This window comes from Cyclobacterium sp. L-R (assembly GCF_056859355.1).
Window position 1 is genome coordinate 1 of the sequence record NZ_JBSXOH010000006.1, and the last position, 17,901, is coordinate 17,901.

At 36.8% G+C, this 17,901-nt stretch carries 9 protein-coding genes; 4 read left to right on the top strand and 5 right to left on the bottom strand.

Features of this window, described 5'->3' with window-relative positions; genetic code table 11:
- Nucleotides 1–147: 147 nt before the first annotated feature.
- The 4 genes from AC13EX_RS00205 to AC13EX_RS00220 all read right to left on the bottom strand — a co-directional run bounded on the left by AC13EX_RS00205 (nt 148) and on the right by AC13EX_RS00220 (nt 9,035).
- Nucleotides 148–2,358, bottom strand: coding sequence for a carbohydrate binding family 9 domain-containing protein (locus AC13EX_RS00205; protein ID WP_482891063.1), 2,211 nt, complete (start codon nt 2,356–2,358; stop codon nt 148–150).
- 103 nt (nt 2,359–2,461) lie between these two features.
- Entirely contained in the window at nt 2,462–3,694 is a 1,233-nt protein-coding gene (locus AC13EX_RS00210) for an alkaline phosphatase family protein (RefSeq protein WP_482891064.1), read from the bottom strand.
- A 309-nt stretch (nt 3,695–4,003) separates the two neighbouring features.
- A complete protein-coding gene (locus tag AC13EX_RS00215) occupies nt 4,004–5,800 on the bottom strand; it encodes a RagB/SusD family nutrient uptake outer membrane protein (RefSeq protein ID WP_482891066.1) in 1,797 nt (598 codons plus the stop codon).
- A 13-nt stretch (nt 5,801–5,813) separates the two neighbouring features.
- Complete coding sequence (locus AC13EX_RS00220) at nt 5,814–9,035, bottom strand: SusC/RagA family TonB-linked outer membrane protein (protein WP_482891067.1); 3,222 nt, start codon at nt 9,033–9,035, stop codon at nt 5,814–5,816.
- A 206-nt stretch (nt 9,036–9,241) separates the two neighbouring features.
- Between AC13EX_RS00220 and AC13EX_RS00225 the strand changes: the two genes are divergently transcribed.
- From AC13EX_RS00225 to AC13EX_RS00235, 3 genes are all read left to right on the top strand, one after another.
- Complete coding sequence (locus AC13EX_RS00225) at nt 9,242–9,844, top strand: TetR/AcrR family transcriptional regulator (protein ID WP_482891069.1); 603 nt, start codon at nt 9,242–9,244, stop codon at nt 9,842–9,844.
- A gap of 496 nt (nt 9,845–10,340) precedes the next feature.
- Nucleotides 10,341–12,416 (top strand): tetratricopeptide repeat-containing sensor histidine kinase, encoded by a 2,076-nt coding sequence (locus tag AC13EX_RS00230; RefSeq protein WP_482891071.1) that lies wholly within the window; start codon nt 10,341–10,343, stop codon nt 12,414–12,416.
- A gap of 333 nt (nt 12,417–12,749) precedes the next feature.
- Entirely contained in the window at nt 12,750–14,138 is a 1,389-nt protein-coding gene (locus AC13EX_RS00235; RefSeq protein WP_048643358.1) for an arginine decarboxylase, read from the top strand.
- 771 nt (nt 14,139–14,909) lie between these two features.
- On the opposite strand, the gene AC13EX_RS00240 is transcribed toward AC13EX_RS00235, so the two are convergent.
- The gene (locus AC13EX_RS00240) at nt 14,910–16,661 is read right to left on the bottom strand and encodes a c-type cytochrome (protein ID WP_482891072.1); all 1,752 of its coding nucleotides are present in this window, start codon (nt 16,659–16,661) and stop codon (nt 14,910–14,912) included.
- A gap of 443 nt (nt 16,662–17,104) precedes the next feature.
- Between AC13EX_RS00240 and AC13EX_RS00245 the strand changes: the two genes are divergently transcribed.
- On the top strand, nt 17,105–17,647 hold the full coding sequence (locus AC13EX_RS00245) for a hypothetical protein (protein WP_482891073.1): 543 nt from the start codon (nt 17,105–17,107) through the stop codon (nt 17,645–17,647).
- The last annotated feature ends 254 nt before the right edge of the window (nt 17,648–17,901 follow it).

Here is a 17,901-nt window from a genome sequence, read left to right on the forward strand (position 1 = left end):
GCTGTTTTCAATTTCACCATAGCGGAGCTATGCTAAAATCTCCAAACAGCCTGATTTTCTTGCGATTGCAACACTTCCCGTAAACACGGGACAGGCTTCACCCCTGACTATTGTCAGGACGGAGAAATCCTATTACATAATACCGGGTTAAAGATTTAACCAATAATTTAATTTCATCACAAAAGCCCGCTGCTTGGAGGCAAAGGAATCTGGGAAGTAGTTGTCCGTATACACCATAAACAAATCAGAAACAGGTGCATACCTCCATTGTAAACGGGTATTGATATTGATATTGTCAATCTGATTATTGTATTGGATAAAGGTGGTCCAGAATAAACTTCTTGTAAAGGTAAGGTCGAATCGTGGTCCAATCAGAAATAAATCTGCATCCTTCTGAGGTTCAGGAAGCCTTAGCCTGCTATAACTGATATTCATGGAGATATTGGCAGAATATCCGACTCTCCATTGGGCAGTTCCAAGAAAATTAGACATTCTACCATTATAATATTGCCCAGTCTGTCCAACTCCTTTTAAGGAAAATGCTTTCCTGGGATCCGTTCTCATATCTATACCAAAATAATTGTACCTGTAAGAAGTGCTCTGGGCCAAAGGTTCGCCACCAGTTCGGGTAGGATCAAAAGGGAAGAATAAATAAGTATATTGGTTGTTTGCGCTAAGCGTAATCTCTGCATAGGAATGCAAGCGAATCAAGTAATTTAAGGTATGCAACTCGTCAGTTATTCCCAAAGAAGGCGTCCATAAAGTTTCAGATTCAAAACCCGGACCATGTCTATTGATGAGTTTTGAGTCTGGGAAAAAAGTATAGCTCATAATTGGAGCTATTCTTTGGTACCCCACTCTGGGCGTATAACCTACCAGGGGATTGTAATTCTCTCCCACATTGGAATAAGACAAACCTGCCATTAGGTTAACATCGGTAAAAGTAAGTTGCGCATGCCCCGTCCCGGTATTGCTTTGCTTACCCTCTTCAAAGGTTTTATGGTAAAAAAACTTGCCCGTCCATCGATTGTCTTTAGAAAACAAATTATAATCAATACCAACCAGGCGATTATGCTTTCCATTGACCAGGTTTAAGCCACCTTGTTCCATGTCCATGGTCTCTCTATTTATGACCATCACCCCAACATTGGAACGGTTGAATACTTTTCTTTGCAAAGCAGCTACAGTAAAGTTTTTACCGGAGATTCCTCTGAGGGGATCGTTGGCAGTTTGCATGTTCATGGCACCTATTCTCCAATCTTCATTTAACTTGCCACTTAACCTCGCACCATATAGGATCTGATTTTGCACATTTTGCCCCGTATTTTCATCCCTGTCCACTCCTATTCTTCTGGAGAAAAAAGGTCTTATTCTGTCTGTCCCGAAATCAGCAAAAAGATCTACATTCTCTAAAAAGAACTGTCTCCTTTCAGGAAAGAATATTTCAAACCGGTCTAAATTGGTCACTTGCTCATCCACCTCAACTTGAGAAAAATCAGGATTAACGGTAAGATCAAGATTCATGGCAGGTCCAATTCCAATTTTGGCATCTCCTCCAAAAGATGGTTTTAAAGGTTCTTCTATGCCATTGATATTGTTTTTTGAAGTGGCCACCGCTGCGTAGGGTATTATTGAATAGTTTCCTCCAGCTTTGGGCAATGGCTCCGAAAAATGAAGGTTTCGGGAAAAGGCAGTATGGGTTACATTGAAATTCTTAGGAATAGGGGTCCAGGTTGTTTTTTCAGAATATTTACTGTCTATCCTATAAAAGTTAATGTTCCAGTTTTCGGCTCCGTCTTTGTACCTCAGTGTGGATAAAGGTATCCCTATCTCTACTATCCAATGGTCGTCATGAATCGTCGCTTCGGAGTACCATTTGTTGTCCCAGGCCAGATTGAAATCTGTTGATAGCAAGCCTCCATTGCCTACCATGGCTTCCCTCTGCACCCCATAAGGGTTTACTCCGAATATATAACCATTGGTTTTGTCATTAAAGGTATCAATTACAATGCTGATACCATCATTCTGATTTCCTCTATAATCTCTTCTTAGGGAAGTACTCACATACTTTTTACGAGCTTCAGGATTCAGTAGGATAGCCGCAATGTATATGAATTTATCATCAAAGGACACTTTAACCTTTGTTTCAGCAATTGCCTTTGCTGTGTCAGTAGGAAAGGTTTGGATAAAATTACTTTCCCAACCTATGTCCTGCCATATCTCTTCATTAAGTATCCCGTCAATAAGCACAGGTTTTACTGCTTTTTTAGCAAAAATACCGGGATGCTCGGGTTCTTGACTAAAAACAATAAGTATGGAATTTAAGGTAAGTAAAAAGGTTAGAATAAATCTTTGCATGAAATTAAGGCGTTCGAAGCCTAAGTTAAGTCTTCGAACGCCAAATTATTTATTCTTTTTACACAAATGGTATACTAAAAAGTGAAATTATTTATTGTAACACCTATTCTTCATTTGTTACCCAAACATTAAGGTATCCATTTGGTAACTCAACTACCACTTTAAGTTGATCATAATTGAATTTTAAATCAAATATAGCGGAACCTTCTTCAAGTGAAATCGCCCCTATTTGCCTGTAAATATCCGTCTCTCCATATTTGTACTGATTGGTTGGGCTTACCCAAACCAAGGCTTTGCCTATAATGCCATAATCTTTCCATGAAAGGCTAAGACTTTCCCCTTTTAAAGATCCAGACAAATGGCTTGCGTAGGCCTCTCCTAATAAAGACACACCATCTAATTCCATGGCTTGATTTTTAGGAACGGCAATATCCATATAGTCAACTATGGTAGGAAAAATGTCAACCACACCAGGAGTGTTTTTAGAAATACCATTGAATTTTTTATTGGAAACAATCCAGGTAGCACGTTCTTCATCGGATTGTCCGCCATGTCCTCGACCACCAACTTTTCTACCATGATCTGTAGTAATGATGATCATCCATTCTTCATTGTGGGATTTTTCTCTCTTCTGAATGGCTTCCCAGATCAACCCTACTTGCCTGTCAGCCTCCTGAATACCAGCATTCATTTGAGGGCTCTCCCCAAATCTATGCCCCATATCATCAGTATATTGCAAATACACCCAGGTCATATCAGGACCTTTAGTAAGGACATCGTTGGCTGCATAAGTTGATACGGCCTGATCAATTTTCTTAATATAATCACTCTTATTATCATGAGGATAAGAAAGGGTGTCTATTTCAAGCCCATCAAAGTGATAATCCAATTGCAAATGTCCTGTCTCCTTCAAATTCTCTCCTACTAATTTGGTACGGTTGTCCAACCAGGTAGAATAAACTGCTATGGTTTTATTAGGATAATTTTCTTTAAATTTTCGGAAAATTGTAGGGTAATTATAATTGGGTTCGCGTATGCTATTTCCCTTAACATTGTGTTTGTTTACCCAAACTCCTGTCAAAAGGCTATTGTATCCTACAGCCGAAATGGTAGGTGTTTCAGAATATCCACCCTTTTTTCCTCCTACATAAGCGTGGGTATATTGACCAAGTGAAGCTATTTCATCAAGGTTTGGTGTTGGGTTACGCTCTAAAAGTTCCCTCTGAATACCATCTAAAATAATAAAAAGGGTCTTTTTTTCCTGGGCATTGGCAGCCAATGTCAGCATAGTGCTAAACATAAAAATAATGGCCACCCTCATCGTATTTTTCTTCATTTATTTAGGGTTTAAATTTCATCTATAGATTAAACCCGAAATATGCAATAGACAATCTATTACGTGCTTAAATCGCTTCAAAATCAGCCACTTCGTTGCTGTTTTCAATTTTACCATAGCGGTGCTATGCTAAAATATCCAAACAGCCTGATTTTCTTGCGATTGCAACACTTCCCGTAAACACGGGACAGGCTTCACCCCTGACATTGTCAGGGCGGAGAAATCCTATTACATAATTTGGGTTAAACAAAAGTAAGCTGTTGGAATCTAATTAATCCAACAGCCTACCTCATACTCTTTTTTTATAAATTATTCCCAACCAAAAATCTGTTCAAGATTAGGGTTGAGTGCCACCTGTTGTACAGGGATAGGTCTGTAATAATATTTTGGTTCGATAAAGTTCCTTGGGCTAACTTCAGTCACCATGGTTCCTCCATTTTCACCATTCTCAAGATAAACAGTCACATTATCATCTATTGTTCCTGTCTTGTAATAGATGAGTAATTTTCCTAACTCATTTACTACCTTGTCTTTATCCTCTGGGATATCTGTGCTTTTGTCAACCAAAAGGATATCAGGAATGCCATCACCCGTCAAATCAAATTTTCCAAGACCTGAGAAATACATACCTTCAGGAATGTTTTCCAGCAATTTACCTGCACCATAGCGCATCAGGTCATCAAATCTATAGCCTTCTACTGCAAATTCTACTCTTCTTTCTCTTCTAATCTCCAACAGCACTCCAGCCATAGGTCCTGACACCTTAGGGTATTTTGACATCATAACTGGATCCGGCTGAGCATTGGCTTCATTAAGCATTAAAGCAGGCATTCCCACTCTATTTCTAAGCAAATTCACGGATGCATCAAGGTCTGCTTGGGTCAATGTTCCCAATTCTGCCATTGCTTCTGCATAAGTCAACAATACTTCAGCATACCTGTAAACCGGGAAGTCCAAGCTTCCAAGCTCTATGTTATCAGTAGTATTACTGTATCCTTTGTGCTGATAATACCCACTGAAATTCCTATTTAATATAGGGATATAAGGGCTGCTTTCGGGTACTCTAACCCAGCCTGGATAGACCAAAGTTTGGTATAATCTAGGATCTCTATCTTTGAATTCTTCCACATAGGAGAATTTGTCATAATCTGGTTTATCAGTAAACTTGGATCCATCTGCCATCAAGTAGCTCTGTACCAAATCCCTAGCAGGTGATTGTTCATAAGTGCCGAAAACTCCAGTATTTACATTACTACTCCTGTCCTTATTAATATCATAGGCATTGAATAAGATTACTTCACTATTTCCAGTAAGGTCTTGGCTATTAAACAAGGTTTTATAATCATTGTCAGGATTCCCTGTATTGTAAATGGAAAATTTCCCTGAATCCATAATGGTTTTTGCAATCTCACTCGCTTTTTGCAAAAAAGTATCGGCGGTATTTTGTAGTCCTAACTCATCGTGGTATTTCCTGAAAGTCCCTTCATATAGTGCAAATCTGGCATAAAAAACCTTTACTGCCCAATTCCCAGGAGTTCCTGTCGCTACATCTGCATTTACATGTTCATTTGCAAATGCCAGGTCTTCCATAATTCCATCAACAACGGTCTCCCTAGAATCTCTACCCTTGTACAATTCCTCATCAGTAGGAGAAAGTAATTGCTCATACCATGGAACATCTGAATAACGTTTCACCATGCTTGAGTAAAAGATAGCCCTATAATAGCGTGCTATTCCCTCATAATGTTGGATTACTTCTAAGCTTGCGTTCGCTTTTCTGCTGTTTTCAAGGAAGTAATTGATATTTCGCAATCTTCCCCAATTCCATCCCACAATTACATTTTGTGAACTTGGTGAACCAGTTAATATGCTTTTAATTTCTACAGCTCCAGTTGTTGCCAAGTTATCACTACTTTGATCACTTTGGTACTCGAAGGTACCTGGCAAAGACAATAGTCCATTAACATAAAGTTGTAAATCCTGTTCTGTCTTAAAGAACTCCTCAGGTGCTATTGAAGTCTGGGGATACCTGTCCATGAATTCTTCATTACAAGAGGTAATCCAGAATATATTCAGTATGAATAAATAATATATGTATTTTTTCATTTCTAATTTGCGTTTATAGGTCAATATTTACCCCGAATGAATATTTTCTTTGGAAAGGATAGGCAAATCCGTTGGCATCGTTAATTGCCTCTGGATCAAGGAAAGACTTGATGGCTGAAAACTCATAAAGGTTTTCTCCAGACACAAATACCCTAATTCTACTTGCCTTTATCCTAGACACCCATTGCTCAGGTAAATTGTAGCCAATAGTAACGTTCTTTACCCTTACATACGCCGCACTTAAAAGGTAACCTGTTTGGGATATATCAAGTCCAGAACCATAGTTCGCATCCGCCAACCAAGATTGAAGGACTGGATAACTCGAATCCGTATTGACATCGGCCAAGCCTGCATCAATATAGGATTGACTGTGCTGTGCTCTCAATGCCTCACTGTCTGCTTCTCCTCTATAGAAATCTAAATTCCAAGGGTAGATATTTGCATAAGGCTGTTGGTAAGGTCCCCAGAAAAGATAATGTCTTGGATAGTAATCCTGTTTGCCAACACCCTGAAGAAATAAAGAAAGATCAAAACCATTCCAAGCTACACTTAGGTTGGCTCCCAACTGATACCTAGGTCTACTGTTTCCAATAAGTCTAAGGTCCTTGGGGTTGTCCTCTGTAAGTCCTTCTTCTATTTTACCATCATTGTCAACATCCACATACTTAGGCCATCCTGGCACAATATCAAGTGCTCCCCATGGAATAATCGCAGATTGATCTAGTTGGCTAATTTCATCTTCGGAACTAAATAGACCATCATTGGTTAACCCCCAAATTTCACCTACTTCTTGACCAACTCTATAATTTGAAAACAAACCTTGTTCATTTTCAAACCTAGTGATGTAGGATCTGGAATCGGATATGAAGAATTTAGAAGCAAATTCAATAGGTCTATCATAGCTTCCAAATTGGTTCCTATAATTAAGAGATAATTCCCAACCTTTGGTCTGAAGATCGGCAGCATTTTGTTTAGGAGGAGATGTTCCCAAAACTCCTGGAAGTTCAACTGGATTGGTCAACATGTCTTTGGTGTCTCTGATAAAGTAATCAAAAGTCGCAAAGAACCTATCCTCCCATAATCCGAAATCCACTCCAAAATTTGTGGTTACTACTCTTTCCCAGGTATAAAAATTAGGATCCACCGCTAATTGTGGGGAGCTAGAAACTACTACCTGCCTGTCATTATCAATCAAAGCACCAGAAAGTCCTGTAGGAAGAGATTGTAAATAGCCAAAGTTATCTACGTTTTGGTTCCCCAAACTACCATAAGATGCTCTAAATTTCAGTGTTGGATCTCCATCTAAATTTTGAAGAAATTCTTCATCACTAGCAATCCATGCTCCTGATAAAGATGGGAAAAATCCCCACCTGCTCGAACTTGGAAACCTTGATGAACCATCATATCGACCATTAAATTCGATAATGTACTTGTTATCGTAAGTATAATTGGCTCTTCCAAAAACACTCTGAGTAGCATAAGAACTATAACCCGGGGTGATAAATGAGTCTCCACTAGTCAAGCCAATATAAGGCAATGATGAAGAAATCAATACTCTTCTTTCAGCCTGTACAGATGAATAGGTATAGCTTTCTTGGTTGTAACCAGCAAGAAGGCTAATGGTGTGCTTACCAAAACTCTTATTATAATTACTATAAAGGTCAAATATGGTATTCTGAAGGCTGCCATTCCTTTGAACCACAGAACCATCACCACCTTCAGTCCTGATATCATCAGGACCATAACCTATGTCATAGTTTTTTCTGTCCCATCCATATATCCATTGTTCTCTTTTGAAACTGGCATTACCTGTTACGGTAAGGTCTCCATCCATAAAAGTACCAATCGCTCTTAGAATATTATGAAAACCAAACATGTCTTCAACATTTCTACCTCCATCTACCAATCGTGCCGCCAATCTTCCCGCATCCGTATTGGCCCAAGACCCATCAGGGTTTTTGGCTACCTCTATAGGTGTGAGTGAATAAATATCTGTAATATTATTGGTTGACTCCTCACGCTTGGTTTGATAGATATTGAGGTTATTATCCAATTTCAACCAGCTTTTAGGGGTAGCAGTAATCCTTGCTCTTAAAGAATACCTGTCCCAGTTGTCCGGTTGTAATTTGTTCATACCATTTTCCCTGGTATAATCCCCAGACACATAATAGGTCATAGGCATGTTTTCATTGTTTGAACTTCCACTTATGGACAAACTTTGATTGGTTGAAAAACTAGAACTGTTGAAAAAATAATCGTACCAATCATTGTTTCCCATATAAGCCCATTGACTTGGGTTATTTGGATCAACTCGAACATCTTCTACAGAAGGATCTCCTGACCTTTCTTTGGCCCAGGTATAATGATAATCATTGAAATTGATATAATTCCAAGGTGTATTACTTGTCGCTTGATCCATTACCCTGCTATAAATATAGGGATCAGTTACTGGTTGTGGCATCACTGTTGGTTTTCCCCAGGAGAAATTACTATTGTAGGAAATTACCTGCTTGCTACCACCTTGTTTGGTCGTGATCAATACAACACCAAATGCTGCTCTCGCTCCATAGATAGCTGCAGAAGCCGCATCTCTTAATACCGAAAATGATTCTATATCTGCTGGGTTTAATCGCAATAGATCATCATAAGCAGCAGCCACTCCATCAAGTACAATAAGTGGACCACCACCGTTAATAGAAGTAAAACCTCTAATATTAATATTTGGTATGCTACCTGGTCTTCCTCCAGAATAGGTGATATTTAAGCCTGGGCTTACACCTTGAAGACTTTGCATTACATTTCCAACAGGTCTATTTATGATGTCTTCCCCAGAAACCTGATCTACAGCTCCAGTCAGATTGATTTTCTTCTGGGTACCATACCCCACAACAACAACCTGCTCCAAAAGTGTTTCTTCAGCCACTAGAGTCACATCGATAATTGACTTGTCACCCACAGTAATATTTTGTGTCTCAAAGCCTATAAAAGAAAAAACTAACTCAGCGTTAGAATTGGCCACCTCAATGCTATAAACTCCATCAAAATCTGTAATGCTTACACTTCCACCACCCTTTTGATAGACCGAAACCCCTGGTAAGGGTATGCCTTCAATTCCGTCTTTAACCACTCCTGTAACCACGACTTGGGCTTGAGCGGCGAAGACAATCAGCATAAATAAGATACTAAAGCTTATTCTTATACTGACTTTTTTAAATAATTGTAAAATTTTTTCCATAAAGTATTGGATATTTATTTGGTATTGATTGAATTAAATGTGAAATCGAGTGCAAGGTAGTTCGCACATATTACCCTAGTGTTAATGGGACTTTATCCTTTGTTTATTGAATGTTCATTCAATATAAATTCTAATAAATTTAACAAAAAATAGATAAAAAAATAAACCTGAATCACTATTTTAGTGTTTTTATTTTAAACTAACATATGAAGTCAAACATAAGAACCGAGCGAAAGAAGGAAATAATATCAGGATTTTACGAATTGTGTAAGCGAGATGGATTGGAAAATGTTTCCATTGCAAAAATTGGAAAACACCTTGAAATGCCCCCAAGTCTTATTATGCATTACTTCTCCAATAAGCGACTATTGGTACTTGGTTTAATAGATTACATCCTTAATCAATACCTATTGATTTACAAACCAATAATTCTGAAATCTGAGAAAAATAGCAAATTAGATCCTGTTCAGTTGGTGAATAGGCTTTTTTCAAGAGAGTGGAATCTGCTTTTTGATGACGGTGTCTTTTTTAGCTGCTATGCTTTTACTTTTAGAGACAAAGTGATAAAAGAAGAGTACAAAAAGCTACACATTAAATTAAGACATACCCTAAAGACTCTGCTCGATAAAGATGAGGCTCTCGTTATAAAAGATACGGAAATATTGGCTGAAAAAATCTTCGCCGTAATAGAAGGTGCCTATTATTTCTTATCATTAATAGACGACCCTAAAGAGTATGAACGAAAATTAAATATGTACAAAAGTCAGGTTTTTGACTTAATCCATGCTGATACAGAAGTGGTCAATTAAATTATAATTTAACTCGAAGTAGGCAATTCATTTTCTATTACCTGCTGAAATTGCTTCACTTAAACACAGGACAGGCTTAGCCTCTGACAATTGTCAGGGCCGAGGGATCCTATTGCATAATTCGATTTTAAAAGTACCTAAAGTGAGTTACTAATGGATAGCCACCGCAGGTTAATTGCCCCTAACTTCTCCACTAAAACACACCCTTTCTGTACCATCCGAAAGAGGCAAATGACAAATTGTTTGAGGTTAAATCGTCCTTAAATCAATTTTCCACGAATAGGATTAAAGAAATATAAAAATAAAAAATACCAGACAAATATATTGGGTAAAGTGTTTATCCTTAGGAAAATGCCATTAAAATATAGAAAAAAGTTCAATAAGTTTATTGCGATTTTATTCTAATTTCCCCATAAAAAAAGGTGTAAATTTGTTTTAATTATTCTCTTATTAAAAATTAGTATTTTTAAGGAATAATGGGCTAATTTGAACACCTATGAAAAAACAAAGAGCCATTTTTTTTGATATTATGAAGGCTTGGTATAGAATTACTTGTTTATTTATTTGCCTACTTTTATGTTTTGCATGCAATAGCAATCGCACAGAAAAACTTGAACTTTCTCTAGAAATTGACAATGCTATAGCTGATGCTAGCAATTATTTAAACAGTGGCCAACTTAGCAAGTCCATCACTCATTTTGACAGTGTTTTTCAAAAAGTGGACAAAAAAAATGCCCTAGACTATTGGGAAAAGTACAATTTCCTTGCTGGCGTTTATTTGAATTACGATTTTGATTTAGATAAATCAGAAAGCTATTTGGACAGCATGTACCTAGTATTAAATTATGGTGACCAAATCAGCCAATACCGCTACGTATTGACTACCTTTTTGAAAGGTGATATTTTACAAGCCAGGCATAAGTACAATGATGCCTTTCAAAGTTATTTTAATGGAAGAGAGTATGCGATTGAAAATCTTGACGATTGTCACGTTAGTGATTTAACCTATAGACTGGGCATATACAGGTATAACCAGAAACAATACAGTGAAGCCATTCCATTTTTCAAAAAAGCAATTGAGGAAAATAGAGCTTGTTGGGGAAATGGTGATTTACAACAGAATATTAATGAGCCCCAAAGGTATCGCAACACCTTAGCTTTAAGCTACGAGAAATTAGGAAAGTACGACAGTGCGGCCTACTATTATATTAATGCTTTGGCCTATCTTGAGGAAATTAAGCCTAAATACCCAGAAAGAGATTTATTTATAAATTCAGCTCTGGGAGTCGTAAAAGGAAATCTTGGAGGGGTAATGGCAATGCTTGGCAAAACAGGTGTTGCGGAACAATTACTAAAAAGCAGTATAGCTATTAATAGCCAACCGGATTACGACTTTAGCGATGCACAAACGGCCAAATTGAAATTGGCTAAATTATATATTGAAAATAAAGAGCTCCAAAAGGCCGCCATTTATTTAAATGAGCTAGACATTGAACTGCCTCAAGCGGAGGTGAAAAACAGACGATACTTAGATATTCTATTACGTTGGTACTTGATAAAGGGGGAGTATTATGAAAAGAATGGAGAAATGGAAATGGCTTTTGACGTAATGAAATCCTACCATCATTTAAATGATTCAATACAAAGCATTGACCAGGAACTTAAATTTGTAGATGTAGAAGGATCCTTTCTAAATGCTGCTCAGAAATATGAATTGTCTATTTTAAATAGGGACAATAAAATAAAGAATATTTATTTGGCCACAGCTGCAGGTTTCACTCTTCTTTTGGCAGGCTTTTTAATGGTCAATTGGTATAATTTGAAAAAATCCATCAAAACAAATGCCCTTATCCTTCAAAAAAACAGGGACCTTCAAGATACTTTAGCAGCTCTGGAGTTTAGTCAAGCAGAAAATACCAAAATCATGTACATGGTTGCTCATGATCTACGCAACCCCATAAGTAGTATGATAATGATGGCCAACCTAATACTAGACGACCCTCAGGTCAAAGGTGAAAACAAATACCTGCTAGAAAACATTAAAACTTCTTGCAACAATTCTATGGATCTAATTGCTGAAATGTTACTTTCTAATAAGAAAAACAGCAAGCTGGCAAAAGAACAAGTAGAGATCGGAAGACTGCTAAAATATTGCGTTGAAATTTTAGTTCATAAAGCAGAAGAAAAGAGCCAAAACATAAATTTGAATACACTTCCTGTCAAAGCTTTAATAAGTAAAGAAAAGATGTGGCGAGTGCTAACAAATTTAATAGCCAATGCCATCAAATTCACGCCCGAAGGCAAAACCATCGATGTGAATATGAAAAGCAATAATGAAAAGATTACCATAATTATAAAAGATGAGGGCATAGGTATACCAAACTCCATGAAAAACCTGATTTTTGATTGGGACACTATGGGGAAAAGAGAGGGAACGAATGGTGAAAAACCTTATGGTATGGGCTTGGCCATTTGCAAGCAAATCATCATAGCACATGATGGAAATATATGGTTTGAATCAGAAGAAAATGTAGGTACTACTTTTTATGTTGAATTTCCTATTAAGAATTGACCTACTCTCCCAACTGAATTTGGTATAATAGCCAATTATTTCCGGCATCAATACCAACAATTTAACAAACCAATCAAACTGTTTTACTCCTTATAAATCTGAAAGAACAATAGGTTTATTTTTTTGGCGTGAAAATTGAATCAAATACACCAGCATTGCAAAATCCTTTGAGAAAAATCAACCCTGATATTGGGAAAACTTCTATGTAAAGAGATCGTTTAAAACTGGCATTTTTCAAATTTGTTCTTCTTCAAGATAAAATTGATTTGATATTACAGTTTTTAATGCAATTTTTGAACCGAGTAAATATTTAATGTCTATTAGCAGCCAGAAATGAACAAATACATTGACCTCATAAAGCAGACTTTTGATTTTCCTACCAAGGAATTCAAGGTAACAGATAACCAATTGCAGTTTAATGGTGTAAACCTCTTGAATATTATTGAGGAATACGGAACTCCCTTAAAATTAACTTACCTCCCAAAAATCTCTGAAAATATCCAAAATGCCAAAACCTACTTTGGCAATGCAATGGAAACTCATGATTATAAGGGAAGTTATACCTATTGTTATTGCACAAAGTCTTCTCATTTCAGCTTTGTAGTAGATGAGGCGCTAAAAAATGGAGCGCATATTGAAACGAGCAGTACATTTGATATCCCCCTTGTAAAAAGCCTTTATGCCAAGGGTAAAATTAAAAAAGACATCTTTATCGTTTGCAACGGTTTTAAGAGGGACTTGTATAAACAATACATTACCGAATTACTCAATGAAGGATTTGTGAATTGTATTCCTATATTGGACAATATTACAGAAATAGATTATTATTTAGAACATGTAAAAGTCCCTTTCAAAGTTGGAATTAGAATTGCAGCAGATGAGGAACCGACTTTCGGCTTTTACACTTCACGATTGGGTGTGAGGTATAATGATATCATCAGACTTTATGAAGAAAAAATCAAAGACAATCCCAATGTAAGTCTTAAAATGCTTCATTTCTTTATCAACTCGGGTATCCGTGATACGGCCTACTATTGGTCAGAACTTACTCGATTTATTCAGAAATACGTAGAACTTAAAAAGGTAGCTCCAGAACTGGATACCATGGACATAGGCGGTGGTTGGCCCATAAAGACCAATGTGTTTTTTGATTATGACTACCAATACATGGCAGAACAAATCATTAAAAACATCAAATGGATGTGTGCCAAAAACAATACTATAGAGCCAAATATTTTTACAGAATTTGGTAGCTATACAGTAGGTGAAAGTGGTGCCGTTCTGTATTCAATTTTGGATGAAAAATTACAAAATGACAAGGAGTTATGGTACATGATTGATGGCTCATTTATCACTCAACTTCCAGACAGTTGGGGCTTAAACCAAAAGTACATTATGTTGGCCATTAATAATTGGGACAAGGAATACCATAATATATCCCTTGGAGGTCTTACTTGTGACAGCATGGATTATTATAATTCAGAGTCTCATCAGTTCAATATTTATCTACCGAAAAGAGAAAAAGACAATCAGCAATACATTGGTTTCTTCCATACAGGAGCATACCAAGAATCATTAGGGGGATATGGTGGTATTCAACATTGCCTCATTCCAGCTCCTAAGCACGTGATTATAGACAGAAATAAAGATGGCTCTATCCAACATCGATTGTTTGCTCCAGAACAGGAGAGCAAGGACATGATGAAGATCTTGGGTTATTGATCAAATTAAAATATTAAGTAAAGTAGTAAAGAAGGTTCCGGAGCTCGGGCCTTCTTTTTTTGTTAAACTAAAAAATTTTAATTGACTTTCTACTTGTGATGGAATGGACGTTAATCCGAATTATCCAATAGGATTTCTCCGCCCTGACACAAGTCAGGGGTCAACATCACCGGTATTTCCAAAGGACTGTAATTGTAAGATATTCAGCATTTTTGTAGATTTCAGCACAAAATAGAACGGCTATTGTATATTTCGGGTTTAAGGGTTCGATGGCAAATTTTAAGTTAACCCCTGCTTACCAACAAAGCAAACCTAAGCCTGCCCCTCACCTGCTTCTTTCTAAAGTTTATTTAAGTAAAAAAAACTAAATAATTAGTCATTTTAGACATAAAAATAAGCTATGAAAATCTTTTCATAGCTTAAGTCAATTAACAATAAACCCAAAATAACCAAGTTGTAATAGCAGGATTTGAACCTACGATGAAAACATCACCAATTCCCTCAAAGGGGTATTACAAATACCAATTTTTCTAATTGGTATCACAAATATAAGGACAATAATTATTTTACAAAAGTATTCTCTACTTATTTATATTTTTTTTTAACTATAAGAGTTAATTAAAAAAATTATTTAACAAAAATTTAACACAAAATCCACAAAAGACTCAAATAGTCTAAATAAACCTGAAATAGGTTAGCAACTTTCTAATAATTAATAATTGGCCTAAACTGGAAATAGGCAAAAGCATCCTTTTGCCTTTAATTATAACCTTATTTTTCAGGGTTAAAGGTAACTTTCCATATATTTCCACCTTGTTCTTTCCCTCCAAATTCAATTACATAAAGAAATCCATTCAGCAAAACAGCATCCACAGGTTGTGTAAAACCTTCTGCTATTCTATAAGTATTTAACTTGAAATTTTGTTCTTCATCAAGGAATTGAAGGTCAAGCAATAAAAGGTCTTCTCCATTTTTGGTAAAAGGTTGCATCAAGGCAGATTTCTGTCCATTGGTATACCTTGCAACAAGCCCTTTGCCTTTGAATCTTCCGGGCAGGGAATTGTCATTGTCAAAGACCAATCCAAGAGGGGAAGAATGAGGCGTAAAAGTCCTGACTCCGATTCCTAAATTAGACGCATCTTTTATTTCACCCGTTTCATTATCTCTGAACTTATCTGCATCAGGCCCATAGTTTAAGATGCTTTTGCCAAAATTAACACCCTCAGGCCTTTTTGGAAAATCAGGATCATTATAGAAATCATCTGGCCAGGCTGCGGCACTGGGATTAAGAAAAGGATCCTTTTCCGGATCCGGTATCCAGTCTGAAAATTGTTGTGGGGATTCCATGCCTCCCATTATCCAAGGATAGCCATAATGGTAAGCTTCTCTTACCCAAAACATATCCTCATTTTGATCATAATCTCCTGAATTTACAACTGCCATGAGTCTTCCTTCCTTATCTAAAGCAAGATCATAGGCATTTCTTAGCCCTTCTGCATACAAGTAACCCTGTTCCTTAAGAAATGAAAGGTTATCTGGAAGCAACAAATTGACAGCATCAATTGGAATCCGAAAAATTTTGGATGTAAGCGCCACATCTCTAGAGTTGGGATAAGCACCCAAATTGTCTTGAACTTCTCCATGGTCAGTTCGGCTTCCACTTACGACGTATAGGTATTGCCCATCAGGACTTACTTGCAAGGCAGACCAGCCGTGATCAAAGGGTGTATTGGTTGTTCCATATTCTTCAGTAGTAAACACCACTTCTGCTTTGGCACTATTTTCCTCATCCCATTTTACCCTAACCAATCTACCTATTGTGCCTTTATTCTCATTAACACGAACATTCCCACTTAACAATAAAACATTTTCATGCATGGTAGCTCCTTGTAACCTACTGATTCCATGATCTGAAACATCTAGCATTTTTTCAAGTTGATGCGGATTATCTATGGGTAACCTATAAATTTCACCATCGATATTGGCATACCAAAGGTAATTATTTGGACCGCTCCAAATCCTAACAACCCTTGGAACAACTTTAGTGAAATGGCTAATCTCAATATCAGGAACGAGTGGAATAGGGGCATTTTGGGTTAAACTATTTTCGGTTAATTGTTTTAGGTTTTTAATAAATCCCACTAGACTCCATCGCTGTTCCTCGGATAGAAATTCCTGAAAAGAAGGCATAACCGCCTTCCCTTTGGTAATTTTATAGAATAATTCTCCATCTGTTTGCCCCTGAACTCTTGTTGAAAGCAAATCGGCAGGTTGACTACCCATGGCTTGTCCTGCTGCTCCATCTCCTCTTCCTCCTGCACCATGACATGTGGAACAATAAATTTGAAACAATGCTTTACCATTTTTTAAACTTTCATCGTCTGTAAACCTGTTTTGAAGTGTCTTCACACTATCTGGCACCAACCAATCCCCTTCAGCATTAGCAAGCTTTCCACCTTTTTGATTGCAGGAAAAAATGATAAAAATCACACTAAGAAAACCTAATAGACATTTGATATTCATAATCTTTCAACTAAAATTCAATTTTCATCATAATATAAAAAATTGTCGATTAGATTATACTATATACAGTCTTTTTTCCTTGATATAGAGAGATAATACAATAGTATATTTTGGCCAAAATAAAGCTAGAACAAATTGTAACTAGCCAAAGTGGCTTGGGCTTTTTATTATCAAGAGGTATATAAATAGAAGCCTCAGGAAAATAGTTTAATAAACGACACCCATATAAAACATCTACAAAAAACTCATATTCAAACAATTACAAACCTTACTGAGAAAATCATGCTCAAAGCACTTAGTACTTTTTTGATTGAACAAGGACTAAAGAAATTCGAGAAATTAGGAAAAAGTAAGCATGAATAGCAAAGGTAATAATAATGTTAACTATGAAATTTATTACCTTAGTTCTTCAACTTTGTGTCTCACCAAGCCAACATTAGGTCATGATAAAGCGGGTTCTATTTGTAATTTTATTTTCAGGATTATTTGCTCCTACTTTTGCTCAAAACACCAATAACCAGTTTAAAGTAGGTTTTGATGCTGTTGCTGTACTCAATGAGTATTATAAAACCCAATTTCCTGCAGGCTTTGGGCTTTCTTTCAAAGGATTGATGGCCATGCCTAATGAGGCCCAATTAACCTTTTCTGGAAACTACCTCTATTTCCCCTTGAATTCCAATTACATTATACCCAAGGGAGAAAACATTAGCCTACATCAAATACCTGTATTTATTGGTTACAGAGTTTACAGGCAATCCTTCTTTTTTGAACCTCAAATTGGTGCTTCATTTTTAATCAATCGAAATAAAAATATTGTAGGTACCAATTCCTCCAAAAACATTCAATTTGGCTTTTCTGCTGAAATAGGTTATGTTTTTAATCAACTTGAGTTAAGTCTAAGGTACCAGCAATCGGGTGCAGCACCTTATCAAATGGCGATTTTAGGTGCTAGAGTTGCCTATACCATTGTTGGAGCAAGCTATTAAGACGCAGACACATATCTATTTCTTGGATTTCTGGAATGAATAAAAAGTCTGCCTCAATTAAACCCAAAATATGCAATAAACAATCTATTACATACTGAAATCGCTTCAAAATGAGCCACTTCGTTGCTGATTTCAATTCACCATAGCGGTGCTATGGTAAAATCTCCAAACAGTCTGATTGTCTTGCGATTGCAACACTTCCCGTAAACACGGGACAGGCTTCACCCCTGACATTGTCAGGGCGGAGAAATCCT

Excerpts from the sequence above, each read along its gene's own strand:
- AC13EX_RS00220 (WP_482891067.1), bottom strand. The coding sequence starts at position 9,035 with ATGGAAAAAATTTTACAATTATTTAAAAAAGTCAGTATAAGAATAAGC.
- AC13EX_RS00205 (WP_482891063.1), bottom strand. The coding sequence starts at position 2,358 with ATGCAAAGATTTATTCTAACCTTTTTACTTACCTTAAATTCCATACTT.
- AC13EX_RS00240 (WP_482891072.1), bottom strand. The coding sequence starts at position 16,661 with ATGAATATCAAATGTCTATTAGGTTTTCTTAGTGTGATTTTTATCATT.
- AC13EX_RS00230 (WP_482891071.1), top strand. The coding sequence starts at position 10,341 with ATGAAAAAACAAAGAGCCATTTTTTTTGATATTATGAAGGCTTGGTAT.
- AC13EX_RS00210 (WP_482891064.1), bottom strand. The coding sequence starts at position 3,694 with ATGAAGAAAAATACGATGAGGGTGGCCATTATTTTTATGTTTAGCACT.
- AC13EX_RS00225 (WP_482891069.1), top strand. The coding sequence starts at position 9,242 with ATGAAGTCAAACATAAGAACCGAGCGAAAGAAGGAAATAATATCAGGA.
- AC13EX_RS00235 (WP_048643358.1), top strand. The coding sequence starts at position 12,750 with ATGAACAAATACATTGACCTCATAAAGCAGACTTTTGATTTTCCTACC.
- AC13EX_RS00215 (WP_482891066.1), bottom strand. The coding sequence starts at position 5,800 with ATGAAAAAATACATATATTATTTATTCATACTGAATATATTCTGGATT.
- AC13EX_RS00245 (WP_482891073.1), top strand. The coding sequence starts at position 17,105 with ATGATAAAGCGGGTTCTATTTGTAATTTTATTTTCAGGATTATTTGCT.